This is a genomic window from Plantibacter sp. CFBP 13570 (assembly GCF_014841395.1).
GTDB classification, from domain to species: domain Bacteria; phylum Actinomycetota; class Actinomycetes; order Actinomycetales; family Microbacteriaceae; genus Plantibacter; species Plantibacter auratus.
The window spans coordinates 56,631-74,053 of record NZ_JACYTW010000007.1 but is presented as its reverse complement, the minus strand read 5'-3'; the positions used below and the strand labels follow the sequence as shown (position 1 = coordinate 74,053).

Here is a 17,423-nt window from a genome sequence, read left to right as displayed (position 1 = left end):
GGTTCTCCACAGATCCGTCGACGATCCTCCTGCTGCCGGACGGCTGCAGGAGGATCGTCGTATGTCCACGGCACTCCAGACGTCCTCCCCCATCGAGCCAGGCTGCGCGACGGATCCCTCGGCCTCCAGGAACCGCCTCCCCGCCTACCTCCAGCCACCTGAGCTCTCCGTCGCCGAGCTCGCCGCCGCGCGGCTCGACGGCGAGCTCTTCGCCTTCGAAGATGGCTACTGCAGTGTCGACGAACCCGACACCGTCAGGCTGCGCGCGGCGGTCCTCGAACAGCTGCCCGGGCTGGCCGGCGCGGTCATCGCTGAGACGAGTGCCGCCTGGCTGCACGGCGCGGCGCTCATCGCGCCGAGGGTCCACACGGGCTTCGTGTCGATGGAACGGCGAAGCGCGCGTTCGCCCCGATTGCGTCTGCGTCAGGTGTCACTCCGCGCCGACGACAGCGAGCGGTGCGGCGCACTGCGGGTCACGACGCCCACGCGCACGGTCGCGGATCTGGCACGGCGCACCGGGGCCGAAGCTGAGGAGGCCATGACGACGATCCGCAACTACTTCCTGCTCGGGCTCACCAGCCCTGAGGAGGTCGTCGCATGGGTCCGCTCCGTCCCGCGGGTCCTCGGCGGCACACGGATCGTCCGTGTCGTGTCGAGTGCCACCGAGGTGATGCTCCCCGGCCTCGAGCCGACTCGGAGTGAACTGGCGTCCTGGTCGCTCCCGCTCAGCCGCCGTTGACCCGGTAGACGTCGTAGACGGTGTCGATCCGCCGGACCGCGTTCAGCACGCGGTCGAGGTGGGTGGTGTCGCCCATCTCGAACACGAAGCGGCTGATGGCCAGGCGGTCGCTCGAGGTGTTCACCGTCGCCGACAGGATGTTGACGTGGTACTCGGACAGCACCCGCGTCACATCCGACAACAGTCCGGCTCGATCGAGCGCCTCGACCTGGATCTGGACGAGGAACACGCTCTTCGAGGACGGCGCCCATTCCACGTCGATCATGCGCTCGGGCTCCTGCAGGAGTCCCTGGACGTTGTGGCAGTCCGAACGGTGGACGGAGACGCCGGAGCCTCGCGTGACGAACCCGACGATCTCATCACCCGGCACCGGGGTGCAGCACTTCGCGAGCTTGACCAGGATGTCGGGAGCACCGAGCACGAGGACCCCGGAGTCGCTGTTCTGCAGCCGCTCACGGCGGCTCCCGCGGACCGGGACGGTGTACTCGGCGTGCTCGCTGTCGGCGTCCTTCTGCAGGAGCGCGACGACCTTCTCGAGCACGGACTGCGTCGAGACGTGGCCCTCGCCGACGGCCGCGTAGAGCGCCGTGACGTCCTCGTAGCGCAGCTGCGCCGCGACCTCGGCGAACGAGTCCTGGTTCATGAGCTTCTGGAGCGGCAGGTTCTGCTTGCGCATCGCCCGCGCGATCGCGTCACGGCCCTGCTCGATGGCCTCGTCGCGTCGCTCCTTCGTGAACCACTGGCGGATCTTGTTCCGCGCCCGTGGGCTCTTGACGAAGTTCAACCAGTCCTGGCTCGGACCGGAGTCGGGGTTCTTCGAGGTGAAGACCTCCACCACGTCGCCGGTGTTCAGCGAGCTCTCCAGCGGCACGAGCCGCCCGTTGACCCGGGCGCCCATCGTCCGGTGGCCGACCTCCGTGTGGACGGCGTAGGCGAAGTCGACCGGCGTCGCGCCGGCGGGCAGGCCGACGACACGCCCCTTCGGGGTGAAGACGTAGACCTCCTTCGCGCCGATCTCGAACCGCAGCGAGTCGAGGAACTCCCCCGGGTCCGCCGTCTCCGCCTGCCAGTCGGAGATGTGGGCGAGCCAGGCCATCGAGCTGTCGGGCTCGGCGGAGGACGCGGTCTTCCCGCTGTTCATCCGCTCCTTGTACTTCCAGTGCGCGGCGACACCGAACTCGGCTCGCTGGTGCATCTCGTTCGTGCGGATCTGGATCTCGACGGGCTTCCCGCCCGGTCCGACGACGGTGGTGTGCAGCGACTGGTACAGGTTGAACTTCGGCGTGGCGATGTAGTCCTTGAAACGCCCTGGGACGGGCGTCCACCGTGCGTGGATCGACCCGAGGACCGCATAGCAGTCGCGCAGCGAGTTGACGAGGACACGGATGCCGACGAGGTCATAGATGTCGTCGAACTCGCGGCCGCGGACGACCATCTTCTGGTAGATCGAGTAGTACTGCTTCGGGCGACCGGCGACCTTGCCGCGGATCTTCTGCGCCTTGAGGTCCTCGTTCACCGCGTCGATGACGTGCTGGACGTACTCCTCGCGCTGCGGTGTGCGCTGCTTGACGAGCGATTCGATCTCGGCGTAGAGCTTCGGGTACAACACGGCGAAGGACAGGTCTTCGAGCTCCCACTTGATCGCCTGGATCCCGAGGCGGTGCGCGAGTGGTGCGTAGATCTCGAGGGTCTCCGTGGCCTTCTTCGCCGCCTTCTCGGCCGGGACGAATCCCCAGGTCCGGGCGTTGTGCAGCCGGTCGGCGAGCTTGATGATGAGGACGCGGATGTCCTTCGACATCGCGACGATCATCTTCCGGACCGTCTCGGCCTGGGCGCTGTCGCCGTACTTGACCTTGTCGAGCTTCGTGACGCCGTCGACGAGCATGGCGACCTCGTCGCCGAAGTCGGCGTGGAGTTGGTCGAGCGAGTAGTCGGTGTCTTCGACGGTGTCGTGGAGGAGGGCCGCGACGATCGTCTTCGGTCCGATGCCGAGGTCGGCCAGGATCTGGGAGACGGCGACCGGGTGCGTGATGTACGGCTCGCCGCTCTGGCGCTTCTGGCCCGAGTGGGCCCGCTCGGCGACCGTGTACGCACGTTCGATGAGCGCCAGGTCGGCCTTGGGATGGTGCTGCCGCACCGTCCGCATCAGGGTGTCGACGGCGCCGGCCGGCTGTGCCTTCGAGAAGATCCGTGGGACGAGACGGCGCAGGGAGGCCGTCGAGGATGTCGTGGTGTCCGCCATCTCAGGCCTCCCTGCGCTCGTGCACGCGGTTGTCGGTCGCTGTCAGGGTCAACGCGCCAGCGGCGCGTCTGCTTCCGTGCGTTCGCCCTCGGCGTCATCCGAGGTCTGAGCGCGCTCGCGCGCCTGCAACACGCGCTTGTCGTGCTTGGCGATGCGGGGCTCGTTGTGCCGGAAGTTGGCGTAGAGCGGTGCGGCGACGAAGATCGTCGAGTACGTGCCGACCAGGATACCGACGAGCAGGGCGAGCGAGATGTCGCGCAGCGTGTCGGCACCGAGGACGAAGGCACCGAAGAACAGGATCGCCGCGACCGGGAGCGCCGCCACGACGCCGGTGTTGATCGAGCGCACCAGGGTCTGGTTGACCGCGAGGTTGACCGACTCCCCGAATGTCCGGGCCGCGCCGTCGGCGTCGAGCGTCGTGTTCTCGCGGATCTTGTCGAACACCACGACGGTGTCGTACAGCGAGAAGCCGAGGATGGTGAGGAAGCCGATCATGGCGGCCGGCGTGATCTCCCAGCCCGTCGCGGCGTAGACACCGGCCGTGATGATGAGGTCGTGCATGAGGGAGAGCAGCGCGGCCGCGGACATCTTCCAGGTGCGGAAGTACAGGGCCATGAGGATCGCCGCGAGCACGAGGAACACGATGAGGCCGACGATCGCCTGCTTGGAGACGTCCTGACCCCATGACGGGCCGATGAACGAACTCGTGATGTCGGACTGTTCGACGCCGTAGGCCTCGGCCAAGGCTGCCGACACCTGCTGGGTGACCTTGTCGTTCTTCAACTGGTCGGTCTGCACGCGGACCGAGTTGCCGCCCACGACGGTCACGTGGGTGGTCGCGCCGCTGACGACGGACGCGACCGCGTCTTCGGCCAGCGTCTGATCGGTGCTCTTGACGTCGGCGATCTGGAACTGCGAACCACCGCGGAACTCGATGCCGAAGTTGAATCCGCCCTTGACGACCGGGATCAACACCGAGAGGACGACCGCGATGATGGCGATCGTGTACCAGATCTTGCGCTTGCCGACGAAGTCGTAGGAGCGCTTCCCGGTGTAGAGCTCGTTTCCGAACCGTGCGAACGCACCCATCAGGAGTCCTTCCCATCGGTCGGCAGATCGTCTGCTCTGGTGTCGGAGCCGCCTCCGACGAGGGCCGCCTGCTTGCGCTCGGCGATCGTCTGGCGCTTGGCCGCCTCACGGCTACTGGACGCGGCCTTGGCGCCAGGCACCGAGACGGGCTTCCGGAACTCTGCACGACCGCGGTAGATGGCGCCGAGCGCCGACGGGTCGAGACCGGTGAACGGCTTGCCGCTGTTGAAGAGCTTCGTCTGGCCGAGGAGCTGCATCATCGGGTGCGTGAACAGCAGCACGACGATGACGTCGATGATCGTGGTGACGCCGAGGGTGAGGGCGAAGCCGCGGACGTTACCGATCGCGAGGACGTACAGCACCACGGCGGACAGGAGGTTGACACCCTTCGCCGCGTAGATGGTGCGCTTGGCGCGCTTCCAGCCGGCTTCGACGGCGGACTCCAGACCGCGGCCGTCGCGGAGTTCGTCCTTGATGCGCTCGAAGTACACGATGAACGAGTCCGCGGTGAAACCGATGGCGACGATGAGGCCCGCTATCCCGGCGAGGGAGAGGCGGAAGCCCTGACGCCAGGACATCAGCAGGATCACCACATACGTGAGCACCGCGGCCGCGACGAGCGAGGCGATGGTCACGGTGCCGAGGAGCCGGTACTGGAACAGTGTGTAGATGACGACCAGGATGAGCCCGATGAGACCGGCGATGAGGCCGCTCTCCAGCTGCGTCGAACCGAGGGTCGCCGAGATGGTGTCCTGGCTCTGCACGACGAAGCTGATCGGCAGGGCGCCGAACTTGAGCTGGTCGGCGAGGGTCTTGGCGGACTCCTCGGTGAAGGAGCCGCTGATCTCCGGCTTGCCGTCCGAGATGACGGCGAGCGACTGCGGTGCGGAGATGACGTTGCCGTCGAGCACGATCGCGAACTGGTTCTGCGGGCTCTGCAGCGAGGTCAGGCGGCCGGTGACGTCGGCGAAGAGCGCGGTGCCCTTCTCGTTGAAGACCGGGTACACCGCCCACTCGCCCGTGCTGGCACCCGACGACGTCGTCTTGATGCCGGCGCTCGCGTCGGACAGGTCTTCTCCGGACACCTCGACCGGGCCGAGGACGTACTTGAAGGTGCCGTCGACGTCGCACGTGATGAGCGGGTCGGCAGCGGGCGCTGCGGTGGCGTCGAGCGAATCCGCGTTCGCGGCGCAGTCGTAGGCCTGGAAGGCGGCGTACAGCGCGGGCGTCACCTGCGACAGGTCGCTCGCGTTGGTCGGCGACGCGGTCGGCGTGCTCTCGAGGCCCGGATCCGGCGTCGGATACGGGGTCGAGGCGCCGTCTTCACCGATGAAGGTGTTGGACGGCTGACCGGGAGTCAGCTGCTGCGAGGTGAGGACCGGACGGAACTCGAGCTTCGCGGAGCTCTCGATCCGGTTCAGCGTCGCTTCGTCGGGGGTTCCCGGGATCGAGACGACCACGTTCTGACCCTGCGTCGTTATCTCCGCTTCTGAGACGCCGGACGCGTCGACGCGCTGGCGGATGATCGCCACGGCCTGGTTCAGCTGTTCGTTGGAGACCGTCTGGCCGGACTCCAGCTTCGGCGCGAGGATGATCTGGGTGCCACCCTCGAGGTCGAGGGCCAGCTTGGGCGCCCATGAGCTGTTCCCCCAGAGGACCCCGGCCGCGTTGATCGCGAACAAACCGATGAGGATTACGCCAAGCCAGGTGAGCGAACGCCACGCTTTCTTGACCGGAGTCGACTTTGCCAAACTCGGAACTCAGCTTTCTCTGCCGGCGGTGGCACGACGGCCACCGCCCGGGAAGGGGTTGGGACTAGTCGTCGCTCTTCTGCGGCTTCGAGGTGTCCTCGACGCGCTGGCCGAATTCGGGCTTGGAGAGGTCGAGCGATGAGGCGTCGTCGGGGATCGACTCGACGACCGGAGCCTCCTCCGCGGTCTCGGCGACCGTCGGGGCGACGACCGCACCCGCGTAGCGGGGGTCGATGGTGACGATGACGCCGGGGGCGATCTCGACATCGGCCTTGCGGGAGTCGCGGTCCATCGAGATGAGGGTGCCGTAGACACCGAAGCCGGTGAGCACGTCGGCGCCGGGGACGAGCTTCTGCTCGGTCTCCGCGGCTTGCTTCTTCCGCTTGTTGTTGCTCACCATCATGAACACGATCATGACGCCGGCGAGGCCGAACAGGACGAGGGTCATTGCATCCACGATGGGAACCTTCCAGAGGAGATTGAGGGCGGGAGACGTTGGGAACGCACCGCCAAAGGGAAATTATAGGCCATCGAGGGTCGAGCCATGCTGAGAAGGTGTTCTGCCGAAGTGCCGCCAGGCGGCCGGGGTCGCCACGCGGCCCCGTGGCGTGCGCGTGATGAGGCCGATCCGGACGAGGAACGGCTCGACGACGGACTCGATCGTCTCCGCTTCCTCGCCGACCGAGACCGCGAGTGTGCTGAGCCCGACCGGGCCTCCGGCGAAGCGGTCGAGCATGCCTTCCATGACCGATCGGTCGAGTCGGTCGAGACCGAGGGCGTCGACGTCGTAGAGCTCGAGCGCGGCCTGGACGGTCTCCAGGTCGGCGCGGCCACCGTGCACGAGCGCGTAGTCCCTGACCCGGCGGAGAAGTCGGTTCGCGATGCGCGGCGTACCCCGACAGCGTCCGGCGATCTCGGCGACGGCCCGACCGTCGATGTCGAGCCCGAGCATGTCGGCGGTGCGGTGCAGCACCTGCTGCAGTTCCGGCTCGTCGTAGAACTCGAGATGGGCGGTGAACCCGAAGCGGTCGCGGAGCGGGTTCGGCAGCAGACCGGAGCGGGTGGTCGCCCCGACCAGGGTGAACGGTGCCAGCTCGAGCGGGATGCTCGTCGCGCCGGCGCCCTTGCCCACCATGATGTCGATGCGGAAGTCCTCCATGGCGAGGTACAACATCTCCTCGGCAGGGCGGGCCATGCGGTGGATCTCGTCGATGAAGAGGACCTCACCCGGGGTCAGCGACGACAGGACGGCGGCGAGGTCGCCGGCGTGCTGGATGGCCGGACCGCTCGTGAGCCGGAGCGGTTTCCCGGTCTCGTGCGCGACGATCATCGCGAGGGTCGTCTTGCCGAGTCCAGGAGGGCCGGCCAGCAGGATGTGGTCCGGGGTGCGGTTCTGCATCCCGGCGGCCGTGATCAGGAGCTGCAACTGACCGCGGGCCTTGGACTGACCGACGAACTCGGAGAGCGACCGCGGACGGAGCGCCCCCTCGAACGCCAGTTCCGCGTCGGACTCGGCGGCGGGATTGGTGAGGTCTTCTGGAGCGTCCGTCACGAGGTACGGCCTCCGGCGTGCGCCGGGCCGAGTCTGCCGAGGGCCAGGCGGATGAGCGACGGCACGGTCGAGAGGTCGTCCGCACTTGCGGAGGCGGAGGCCTCCACGACCGCCTGCGTCGCCGTCTTCTCCGGCCAACCGAGCCCGATGAGCGCCGTCACGACCTGATCGGCGATCGCGGCCGCGTTCACGGTGGTCGCCGGAGCTTCAGGCGTCGTCCTGGTGACGCGGAGCTTGCCGGCGAGCGAGACGGTGATGAGCTTCGCCGTCTTCGGCCCGATCCCCGAGACCTTTCGGAACGGGGCGTCGTCGTCCGCGGAGATGGCGGCGGCGATCTGCTCCGGCGTCAACGCCTCCAGGACGCCGAGTGCCGACTTCGGGCCGACCCCGGTGACGCTCACCAGGAGCTCGAACACGGACAGCTCCTCAGCGGATCGGAACCCGAACAGGGAGAGCGAGTCCTCCCGCACGATCAGTGTCGTCGAGAGGAGTGCTTCGGTGCCGACCCGGAGTGAGAGCGCATGGGCCGGCGTGACCTGGACGGCGAATCCGACTCCGCCCACCTCGATCACGACGAGGTTGCCGACCGCGCTCAGGACGGTGCCGCGGAGGGAGGAGATCATGCTTCCAGCCTAGGGCTCCGCGCTGCCCGGGCCCGGACGGCCGCCTCGCGCGGAGCGCCGCCGCGTTCCGCAGCAGCCCAGGCACGCTGGGCCGGGGTGAGTGCTCCACTCCCCTGCGGCGGTGCGCCGACGGGTGTCGCAGCAGTCGACACGACTGGTCGCCAGGCGTGGCAGATCGCGAGCGCGAGCGCATCAGCGGCGTCAGCGGGCTTCGGGAGTTCGTCGAGACCGAGGATCCGCGCGACCATGGTCTGCACCTGGAGCTTGTCCGCCCGGCCGTATCCGGTCACCGCGGCCTTGACCTCGCTCGGGGTGTGCAGGCCGACGGGGATCCCGTTCGCGGCCGCAGCGTGCAGGGCGAGCCCACTCGCCTGAGCGGTGCCCATGACGGTCCGGACGTTGTGTTGCGCGAACACCCGCTCGACGGCCATCGCGGTCGGCGAGGTGCGCTCGATCGCCTCGGCGATGCCCTGCGCGATCATGAGGAGTCGCTGCTCGAGCGGGGCGTGCGCGTCCGTCCGGATGACGCCGTACTCGACCATCGTGGCCTGCCGTCCCGGCAGGACGTCGACGACCCCCACCCCGCATCGGGTCAGGCCGGGATCGATGCCGAGGACGCGCAGAGTCATGTTCCGACCCTAAGCGCGGGCGATGCGCCGAGCACTCCGCGAGGGCGGAGTGTCGTACATCCGTTCGAACGAGCTTCGCTCGGCACGCGTGCCGGACTATTCGTCGTCGGCCTCCAGTTCGGCCTGCACCTCGGGGGTGAGGTCGAAGTTGCTGTAGATGTTCTGGACGTCGTCGTTGTCCTCGAGGGCGTCGATCAGCTTGAAGACCTTGCGCGCCGTGTCGGCGTCGATCTCGACCTTGAGGTTCGGGACGAAGGCGACGTCGGCGGAGTCGTAGTCGATACCGGCCTCTTGCAGTGCGGTCCGGGTCGCGACCATGTCGCTCGGCTCGGTGACGACCTCGAAGGTCTCGCCCTCGGTGTTCACCTCTTCTGCGCCCGCATCGAGGACGGCGCCGAGGACGTCGTCCTCGGTGGTCCCCTCGGCCTGGACGACGATGAGGCCCTTGCGCTGGAAGTTGTAGGCGACGGAGCCCGGGTCGGCCATGGTGCCGCCGTTGCGGGACATCAGCGTCCGGACATCGGCTGCTGCACGGTTCTTGTTGTCGGTGAGGCACTCGACGAGCAGGGCGACGCCGTTCGGACCGTAGCCCTCGTACATGATCGTGGTGTAGTCGACGACCTCACCGGTGAGGCCGGCACCGCGCTTGACGGCGCGGTCGATGTTGTCGTTCGGGACCGAGGTCTTCTTCGCCTTCTGGATGGCGTCCTGCAGCGTCGGGTTGCCCGCGAGGTCTGCGCCGCCCATCTTGGCCGCGACCTCGATGTTCTTGATGAGCTTGGCGAACGACTTCGCGCGACGGCCGTCGATGACCGCCTTCTTGTGCTTGGTCGTCGCCCACTTGGAGTGTCCGGACATGTGCTCCCTAACTGCGTGAAAAGAACCTGACCAGTCTAGGCCAGCGGCCCGGAACTCGCGATCACGCCGGGACGGGTGGCGGGAGCAGGCAACGGTGCCTCAGCGGGATCGCTCGACCTTGTCGAGGAAGTAGGCGTGGAACCGGGTGTCGCCCGTGACCTCGGGGTGGAATGACGTGCCGAGGAGGTTCCCCTGCTCGACGGCGACCATCCGACCGTCGGGCAGTGAGGCGAGTGGTGTCACCGCCGGTCCGGCGGCCTCGACCACCGGCGCGCGGATGAACACCGCGTGCACGGGCGGGTCGCCGAGGACCGGGATCGAGAGGTCCGTCTCGAAGGAGTCGAGCTGCGACCCGAAGGCGTTGCGCCGGACGGAGACGTCGAGCCCGCCGAGACTCTGCTGGCCGGCGATCCCGTCGAGGATCCGGTCGGCCAGGAGGATGAGTCCGGCGCAGGTGCCGTACACGGGCAACCCGGCGGTGATCGCTTCGCGTAACGGTCCGGCGAGGTCGAAGGAGCGAGCGAGCTTGTCCATCACGCTCGACTCCCCGCCGGGGAGGACCAGTCCGTCGATGTCGGTCAGTTCCGAGGGACGCCTGATGAGGCTGACGTCCGCCCCGAGGCCGGTGAGGACGGCCGCATGCTCGCGGAAGTCCCCTTGCAGGGCGAGGACGCCGACGCGCGCCGACCCGGTCACGACGTCACCTGGTTCAGGGCGGACGCGGGGCTACCAGCCACGCTCAGCGAGGCGGTGCGGTGCCGCGAGGTCGGCGACGTTGATGCCGACCATCGCCTCACCGAGACCACGGGACACCTCGGCGATGACCTGAGGGTCGTCGAAGAAGGTCGTCGCCTTGACGACGGCCGCCGCCCGCTGAGCCGGGTTGCCGGACTTGAAGATGCCGGATCCGACGAACACGCCGTCGGCACCCAGCTGCATCATCATCGCGGCGTCGGCCGGCGTCGCCACTCCCCCGGCGGTGAACAACACGACCGGGAGCTTGCCGGTCTCGGCGATCTCCACGACGAGGTCGTACGGGGCCTGGAGCTCCTTCGCCGCGACGTACAGCTCGTCCTTCGACATCGACGACAGGTGCGCGATCTCGGAGCGGATCTTGCGGATGTGCTTCGTCGCCTCGGACACGTCGCCGGTGCCGGCCTCGCCCTTCGAGCGGATCATCGCGGCACCCTCGTTGATACGCCGCAGCGCCTCTCCCAGGTTGGTGGCACCGCACACGAACGGGACGTCGAAGCCCCACTTGTCGATGTGGTTCACGTAGTCGGCCGGGCTCAGGACCTCGGACTCGTCGATGTAGTCGACGTCGAGCGCCTGGAGGACCTGGGCTTCGACGAAGTGTCCGATGCGAGCCTTCGCCATGACGGGGATGGACACCTCGGCGATGATGGATTCGATGAGGTCAGGATCGCTCATCCGAGCCACGCCGCCCTGGGACCGGATGTCCGCCGGGACGCGCTCGAGGGCCATCACGGCGACGGCCCCGGCGTCCTCCGCGATACGGGCCTGCTCGGCGGTGACGACGTCCATGATGACGCCGCCCTTGAGCATCTCCGCGAGTCCGCGCTTCACGCGGTTCGAGCCGTGCTGTCCAGTGGTCGTGCTGCTCTCGGTCATGATGGCGAGCGTACCGGCGGGTGGCCTGACGGTGCTCCGTCCACAGGCCGGAAATTGGACTTGGGTGGACCGGTCCAGATGGACCGGCCCCGACGGATCAGGCCGAGGTCGGCCAGGCGTCCGCGATCGCCTGTCGGACATCGCCGAGCAGCTGCGGGAGCGCTTTGGTCTGGGCGATGATCGGGAAGAAGTTGGCGTCCGTCGCCCAGCGCGGCACGATGTGCTGGTGCAGGTGCGCCGCGATCCCGGCGCCGGCCACGGCACCCTGGTTCATCCCGAGGTTGAAGCCGTCGTTCCTCGAGACGGACCGGACGACCCGCATCGCCGTCTGCGTCAGGGCGCCGATCTCGGCGACCTCCTCCGTCGTCGCGTCGTCGTACATCGCGACGTGGCGGTACGGGCAGACGAGCAGGTGCCCGGAGTTGTACGGGAAGAGGTTCAGCAGCACGAAGGCGTGCTCGCCCCGATGCACGATGAGCGCTGACTCGTCGTCGAGCGTCGGCGCGATGCAGAACGGACAACCGTCGTCGGATGGCTGGCCCTGCTTGATATACACCATCCGGTGGGGCGTCCAGAGACGCTGGAATGCGTCCGGGACGCCCACCAGGTGGGAGGTGTCGATCGACTCGAACGACTCCGGTTCGGTGCCCGGGGTCATGCCGGCAGCTCCGCTGCGGTGTTCACCTGCAGTTTCGCGGCGATGGCGGCGCGGATCCGGCGCACGGCGTCGGCGACGGGGACACCGTTCTCCTGGGTGCCGTCGCGGAATCGGAAGCTCACCGCGCCGTTGGCCTGGTCCTCCTCGCCGACGATCAGCTGCAGCGGGGTCTTCGCCTTGGTGTGGTTGCGGATCTTCTTCTGCATCCGATCGTCGGAGGCGTCGAGTTCTGCCCGGACCCCGGACGAGCGCAGCTCGGCGACGACTCCGCCGAGGAACTCCTCGTACTGCTCGGAGACGGGGATCCCGACGACCTGCACAGGGGCGAGCCACACCGGGAAGGCACCCGCGTAGTGCTCGAGCAGGATCGCGAAGAAGCGCTCGATCGAGCCGAGGAGTGCGCGGTGGATCATCGCCGGACGCTTGCGCGTGCCGTCAGCAGCCGTGTACTCCAGCTCGAACAACTCGGGCAGGTTGAAGTCGAGCTGCACGGTGGACAGCTGCCACGTCCGACCGATCGCGTCGCGCGCCTGCACCGAGATCTTCGGACCGTAGAAGGCTGCGCCGGCGGGGTCGAGGACGAGCTCGAGACCGGACTCGACCGCCACCTGGCGGAGGGTCTCGGTCGCTTCGTCCCAGACCTCGTCGGTGCCGACGTACTTATCGGGGTCCTTCGTCGAGAGCTCCAGGTAGAAGTCGTCGAGACCGTAGCCGCGGAGGGTCTCAAGGACGAACTGCAGCTGGCGGCCGACCTCGTCCTTGACCTGGTCGTCGGTGACGTAGATGTGGGCGTCGTCCTGCGTGAGGCCACGGACGCGCGTGAGCCCGGAGAGGGTGCCGCTCTTCTCGTACCGGTAGACCGTGCCGAACTCGGCGAGACGCAGCGGCAGTTCGCGGTAGCTGCGCCCTCGAGCCCGATAGATCAGGTTGTGCATCGGGCAGTTCATGGGCTTCAGGTAGTAGTCCTGGCCCTGACGGGTGACGTGGCCGTCGGCGTCGACCTCCTGGTCGAGGTGCATCGCCGGGAACATGCCGTCCTTGTACCAGGCCAGGTGCTGGCTGACCTCGAACAGGTGCCCCTTCGTGATGTGCGGGGTGTTCACCAGCTCGTAGCCGGAAGCGAGCAGGCGCTCGCGCATGTAGTTCTCGATCTCGTTGCGGATGATGCCGCCCTTGGGGTGGAACACCGCGAGACCCGAGCCGATCTCTTCGGGGAAGCTGAAGAGATCGAGCTCGGCACCGAGCTTGCGGTGGTCGCGCTTGGCAGCCTCCTCGATCCGCGTCTGGTACGCGCGCAGCTCGTCCTTGGTCGCCCAAGCGGTGCCGTAGATCCGCTGCAGCTGCGGGTTCTTCTCGCTCCCCCGCCAGTACGCCGCGGCGAGGCGCGTCAGGGCCCAGCCGTTGCCGATCATGCGCGTGTTCGGCAGGTGTGGACCGCGGCAGAGGTCCTTCCAGACCGTCTCCCCTGTCTTCGGGTCGACGTTGTCGTAGATGGTCAGCTCCGCGCCGCCCACCTCGACGTTCTCGTCGTCGGCTGCCGATCCGCCCTTGAGGCCGATCAGTTCGAGCTTGTAGGGCTCCCCCGCGAGTTCTGCGCGAGCCTCGTCCTCGGTGACGACGCGTCGCACGAAGCGCTGGCCCTGGCGGATGATGCGGTCCATCGTCTTCTGCAGCACCTTGAGCGCCTCAGGCGTGAACGGTGCGGCGACGTCGAAGTCGTAGTAGAAGCCGTCGGTGACCGGCGGGCCGATGCCGAGGTTCGCGTGCGGGTCGACCTGCTGCACGGCCTGCGCGAGCACGTGGGCTGCGGAGTGCCGGAGGATGTTGAGACCGTCGGGCGAGTCGAGGTGCACCGGCTCGACGGTGTCCGTCTCCGTCACCGTGGCGGCGAGGTCCTTCAGTTCGCCGTTGACGCGCATGGCGACCACGGATCGGTCGGTGAACAGTGCGAACCCGTCACTCACGGATGATCTCTCTTTCTCAGGTGAAACCTTGGCCGTGCAAGCCTATCGTCGTCCACGACGAGGAGACGCTGCCGTCGGTCGGCGGCCATGGTTCGTGCTCGGTCGCATCGCTAGAGTGAAGGCCTACGACGTGACGGGGGTGGCGCTGATGACGGCTGTGCAGAGGGGCGGGGCTGCGACGGCGCTGTTCGCCGCGCTGCCCGTGGTCGCACTCGTGCACATCATCGCCCTCGCATCCGGTCAGGAATGGCTGTCGCTCCTCACCAAACCGTTCATCATGCTGGTCCTCGCGCTGGCGCTCGTGTGGTCGGTCCGACGGCTTTCGGTCGCTGCGGTCACGGCGCTCGTCGCGATCCTCTGCAGCTGGCTGGGCGACGTCGCCCTCATGGTTCCGGGCGAACTCGCGTTCGGCGTGGGGATCCTGTTCTTCATGCTCGCGCAGGCCGGCTATGTCCTGCTCTTCGTGCGGCATCTGCGTACCAGGAACCGTCCGCCGGTCTGGGCGCTCGTGTACCTGGTGTGGCTCGTCGCCGGCATCTCGCTCCTCAGTCAGCAGGACATGGGGGCGCTGTATCCGGCGGTCGTCGTCTATGCCGTCGTGATCGGGGCCATGGCGGCGTCATCGACGATGACGACGCCGACGATCGCCGTGGGCGGTGCGCTGTTCCTGGTCTCCGACTCGTTGATCGCGCTCGACCGCTTCGTGCCTGCAGTGACGATCTGGGCGGCAGACGAGATCATCATGGCGACCTACGCCGCGGGCCAAGGCCTCATCGTGTGGGGGGTCGCGGAGGTCCTGCGTCGCCGAGAGCGGGCGGTCCTCGCCGTCTGAACGGACGTCCGGGCGTGCGACGGGTGGTCTGCGCAATGGGTGGTCTGTGGAACGAGGGAGGGCCCGAGCTGTTCGCTCGGGCCCTTCGTGTTCCTGTGGGCGATACTGGGATCGAACCAGTGACCTCTTCCGTGTCAGGGAAGCGCGCTACCGCTGCGCCAATCGCCCAGGTGAGTGGTGTTGCCAGCGAGGTGGCGACGGGATTCGAACCCGTGTGGACGGCTTTGCAGGCCGCTGCCTAGCCTCTCGGCCACGCCACCACGTGTGATGAAACACACTGTCGAGCGGAACGCTTGCACGTTCTCACTGACACTCGAGCGGATGACGAGATTCGAACTCGCGACCCTCACCTTGGCAAGGTGATGCGCTACCACTGCGCCACATCCGCATTACATCCCGTTTCTGGGTGCTTGGAAACTCTAGCCGATGTTGAGGGCGCTCGTTGACACCTCGGCGCGGGCGAGTCGGCCCAACCCTTGATGTTCCGCGGAAAATCGGGCCGAAATTCCATCTTCCTCGGCGCGTCGGCCTGTGACGACGTCCTGAGTGGCACCGTCCAGGCCGAACCACCCTTCGACAGACTCCGGGTTCGGAGCGGTCCGGGTGCACTCCCCCGGTCGCTGAGCTTCTCGAAGTGGGGCACGGCTCGGGGACTGAAGCGATGCGGGCGGACGTTTCCCGGTCACTGAGCTTGTCGAAGTGCCCACGAGGAACCCTTCGACAGGCTCAGGGACCGGCGGGGGTCAGAACGGTGCGGGGTCCGGTTCGGTCCGGTGGTGTTTGCCGTCGGGTGTTGTCCAGTCGAGCACCCCGCCAGGCCCGTGGTCGAGGTTCCACCCGGGGAGATGTTTCATTCGGTGGTGATGTCGACACAGGCAGGCGAGGTTCCCGACATCCGTTGTCCCGCCGTCCTCCCACGCGACCGAATGATCGAGATCGCAGGCCCGGGCTCGCCTGCCGCAGCCCGGTGCCCGACAGGTGCCGTCCCGAAGCCGGACCGCGCGCTGCAGATCGGCCGGAACCCGGTACTGATTCCGCCCGACGGAAAGGACCGCACCGGTTTCCGGTTGGACGAGGATCCGGGTGAAGCTGGGGGCGTTGACCGCGATACGGGCGGCGGTCTCCGGGTCGATCGGGCCGTACCCGTCGAGGGTGGCCGGGGCGTCGCTGACGCCGGCCATGCTGAGCGCCGGGACGGTGATCTGCACGGTGGGCTTGATGTGCTCCTGGACCTCGATGGGGTGCGGCAGGACTGGGCTGGACATGACGTCTTCCGGGGTCACACCGGTGAGAGCGAGGGCTGCGAGGGCGTCCGCCTGCAGCTGCGCGCAGGTGCGAGTGTCGCCGGCGGCGCGTGCCTTGGCCGCTGCGGCTTCGACCCGTTCGACGATGCCCTGCGCGATCGGCGCGGTGGTGAAGAGGTGCACCCAGGCCATGCCGTCGGCGGCCGGTTCAAACTCCACCCGGCGGTCGGCCTCTGAGCGGGTTGCTCGGGCGGTGATGGATTCCGGGTGGAGGCGCTCGCGCAGGACGCGGGCGCGGTTCTTGAGTCCTGCGGCCGTCAGGCGCTCCGCCTCTGGAAGGACTTGGTCGAGGAACACCGCCCGGCCCGCGGTCGGGACGTCGCACAGCTGGTCGGTGATCACCCGCGCATGCCGCGCCGAGATCCTGCCGGCCTCCAGCGACTCGAGCACGGCTGGTGCGTCGTTGACGAGACGTTCGGCGTCGTTGGTCGCCCGCTGGATCGTCCGCTCCGGCGTCCGGGTCGCCATCGCGAGGGCCGCGCAGGTCGACCGGCGGGACAGCGCCTGACGCTCGGCCGGCGGGAAGATCGCCGGGACCGTGGCGTCTGCGAAGGCGTCCGCGTAGGCGGCGGAGCGGGCGAGGAGGCGCGCTTTCCGTGCGTTGAGGACGGCCTGCTGCCGGTGGAGCTCCGCCCACGCATCCGAGAACTCCGCGAGCTGCGCGGCGTAGTCGTCGCCGACGCGGGTAGCGGTGAGGGTGGTCTCGGTCATGGAGCAAGTCCATCATGGACCACTGACATTCCAGATGGTGAGTGGGATCGGTCGGGGAAGTCGCTCGTGTGCCCTTCGACAATCTCAGGGACCGGTGGGGGTTGCTCAGGGACCGGTGGGGGTTGCTCAGAGACCGGTGGGGGTTGCTCAGGGGTTCGGCGGGGCGTCGCTCTCAGGGACCGGTGGGGTGTCGGTGGTTGTGGAAGTTGCTGGTCTGCCCGCCGACAAGCTCGGAGACCGAGCGCGTCGGCCCGGTGGTGGGACGGTACGTGGCTGCGCAGTGGGTGGAGCCACTCACCGGCGCTCCTGCTGGCTCCAGTCGTCGTTCGCATCGGCGAGGTGCGGGTAGATCTGGAGCATCCGAATCGACTCCACCTCCCAGACGTCGTCGTCCCAGGTGCGCTGGCCGTCGCCGTCAGGGTGGTACTCCGGGTAATCGCGGAGCCGTTCCTCTGCGTTCGAGACCGCGATGGCCTGCCGCGTGTGTTCCGAGAGTGGGCGGATCGCCCCGGCGTCCGCGAGCCACTGCACTACGGAGTCCATCACCGCCGGCATCGCCCCCATGCCCCTCGAGTCGTCCATCAGGGAGGAGTGCGTCCGACCGGGCATGATGAGCCAACCGTTGGTGTCGGGCGTGTCACCGCGGCTGGCGACCTGCCGTCCCCACGCTCTGGCCTCGACGATCTCACGGAGGAGGTACTGCTCGCACTGGGCGAACGCCACCCGGTCCGACCGGCTGAGCGCCGGGTACGGGACGGCGGCGTGGCCCGGGTCCGTGGGATGCCGTCGCGGTTTCGCGTTGCTCGACCGCCACCAATCGCCGATGCGGCTCATGCCAC

At 68.0% G+C, this 17,423-nt stretch carries 16 protein-coding genes and 3 tRNA genes; 2 read left to right on the top strand and 17 right to left on the bottom strand.

Features of this window, described 5'->3' with window-relative positions; translation table 11 throughout:
* Positions 1-61 precede the first annotated feature (61 nt).
* A complete protein-coding gene (locus IFT89_RS04340) occupies positions 62-739 on the top strand; it encodes a hypothetical protein (RefSeq protein ID WP_202938331.1) in 678 nt (225 codons plus the stop codon).
* On the opposite strand, the gene IFT89_RS04335 is transcribed toward IFT89_RS04340, so the two are convergent.
* The 12 genes from IFT89_RS04335 to thrS all read right to left on the bottom strand — a co-directional run bounded on the left by IFT89_RS04335 (position 726) and on the right by thrS (position 13,692).
* Positions 726-2,981, bottom strand: a complete 2,256-nt coding sequence (locus tag IFT89_RS04335) for a RelA/SpoT family protein (protein WP_079705918.1) — start codon at positions 2,979-2,981, stop codon at positions 726-728. The two genes, IFT89_RS04340 and IFT89_RS04335, sit on opposite strands and share 14 nt — an antisense overlap.
* 48 nt (positions 2,982-3,029) lie before the next feature.
* Positions 3,030-4,070: a protein translocase subunit SecF gene (secF, locus tag IFT89_RS04330; RefSeq protein ID WP_086473302.1), complete on the bottom strand. Its 1,041-nt coding sequence runs from the start codon at positions 4,068-4,070 to the stop codon at positions 3,030-3,032.
* The gene (gene secD / locus IFT89_RS04325; RefSeq protein WP_064293819.1) at positions 4,070-5,821 is read right to left on the bottom strand and encodes a protein translocase subunit SecD; all 1,752 of its coding nucleotides are present in this window, start codon (positions 5,819-5,821) and stop codon (positions 4,070-4,072) included. The genes secF and secD overlap by 1 nt, the downstream gene beginning before the upstream one ends.
* A gap of 64 nt (positions 5,822-5,885) precedes the next feature.
* Entirely contained in the window at positions 5,886-6,269 is a 384-nt protein-coding gene (locus tag IFT89_RS04320) for a preprotein translocase subunit YajC (RefSeq protein ID WP_244650591.1), read from the bottom strand.
* Positions 6,270-6,341: 72 nt separating this feature from the next.
* On the bottom strand, positions 6,342-7,373 hold the full coding sequence (ruvB, locus tag IFT89_RS04315) for a Holliday junction branch migration DNA helicase RuvB (protein ID WP_079705916.1): 1,032 nt from the start codon (positions 7,371-7,373) through the stop codon (positions 6,342-6,344).
* Entirely contained in the window at positions 7,370-7,996 is a 627-nt protein-coding gene (ruvA, locus tag IFT89_RS04310; RefSeq protein WP_064293816.1) for a Holliday junction branch migration protein RuvA, read from the bottom strand. The genes ruvB and ruvA overlap by 4 nt, the downstream gene beginning before the upstream one ends.
* Positions 7,993-8,625, bottom strand: coding sequence for a crossover junction endodeoxyribonuclease RuvC (ruvC, locus tag IFT89_RS04305; RefSeq protein WP_064293815.1), 633 nt, complete (start codon positions 8,623-8,625; stop codon positions 7,993-7,995). Before ruvC ends, ruvA begins: the two co-directional genes overlap by 4 nt.
* Positions 8,626-8,721: 96 nt before the next feature.
* Positions 8,722-9,483: a YebC/PmpR family DNA-binding transcriptional regulator gene (locus IFT89_RS04300; protein WP_079705914.1), complete on the bottom strand. Its 762-nt coding sequence runs from the start codon at positions 9,481-9,483 to the stop codon at positions 8,722-8,724.
* 99 nt (positions 9,484-9,582) lie between these two features.
* Positions 9,583-10,179: a pyridoxal 5'-phosphate synthase glutaminase subunit PdxT gene (gene pdxT, locus IFT89_RS04295; RefSeq protein ID WP_202938329.1), complete on the bottom strand. Its 597-nt coding sequence runs from the start codon at positions 10,177-10,179 to the stop codon at positions 9,583-9,585.
* A gap of 30 nt (positions 10,180-10,209) precedes the next feature.
* Positions 10,210-11,115, bottom strand: coding sequence for a pyridoxal 5'-phosphate synthase lyase subunit PdxS (pdxS, locus tag IFT89_RS04290; protein ID WP_079705912.1), 906 nt, complete (start codon positions 11,113-11,115; stop codon positions 10,210-10,212).
* A 97-nt stretch (positions 11,116-11,212) separates the two neighbouring features.
* On the bottom strand, positions 11,213-11,773 hold the full coding sequence (locus tag IFT89_RS04285) for an HIT family protein (protein WP_079705911.1): 561 nt from the start codon (positions 11,771-11,773) through the stop codon (positions 11,213-11,215).
* Complete coding sequence (thrS, locus tag IFT89_RS04280) at positions 11,770-13,692, bottom strand: threonine--tRNA ligase (protein WP_213014169.1); 1,923 nt, start codon at positions 13,690-13,692, stop codon at positions 11,770-11,772. The genes IFT89_RS04285 and thrS overlap by 4 nt, the downstream gene beginning before the upstream one ends.
* Before the next feature lie 193 nt (positions 13,693-13,885).
* Between thrS and IFT89_RS04275 the strand changes: the two genes are divergently transcribed.
* Entirely contained in the window at positions 13,886-14,569 is a 684-nt protein-coding gene (locus IFT89_RS04275; RefSeq protein ID WP_202938328.1) for a lysoplasmalogenase, read from the top strand.
* A gap of 96 nt (positions 14,570-14,665) precedes the next feature.
* On the opposite strand, the gene IFT89_RS04270 is transcribed toward IFT89_RS04275, so the two are convergent.
* The 5 genes from IFT89_RS04270 to IFT89_RS04250 all read right to left on the bottom strand — a co-directional run bounded on the left by IFT89_RS04270 (position 14,666) and on the right by IFT89_RS04250 (position 17,418).
* Positions 14,666-14,737: transfer RNA gene (locus IFT89_RS04270), tRNA-Val, on the bottom strand.
* 21 nt (positions 14,738-14,758) lie between these two features.
* A tRNA-Cys gene (locus tag IFT89_RS04265) sits at positions 14,759-14,829 on the bottom strand.
* A gap of 56 nt (positions 14,830-14,885) precedes the next feature.
* Positions 14,886-14,957: transfer RNA gene (locus IFT89_RS04260), tRNA-Gly, on the bottom strand.
* A 355-nt stretch (positions 14,958-15,312) separates the two neighbouring features.
* A complete protein-coding gene (locus IFT89_RS04255) occupies positions 15,313-16,584 on the bottom strand; it encodes an HNH endonuclease signature motif containing protein (RefSeq protein WP_137241691.1) in 1,272 nt (423 codons plus the stop codon).
* Positions 16,585-16,878: 294 nt separating this feature from the next.
* A complete protein-coding gene (locus IFT89_RS04250; RefSeq protein WP_202938327.1) occupies positions 16,879-17,418 on the bottom strand; it encodes a hypothetical protein in 540 nt (179 codons plus the stop codon).
* Positions 17,419-17,423 lie beyond the last annotated feature (5 nt).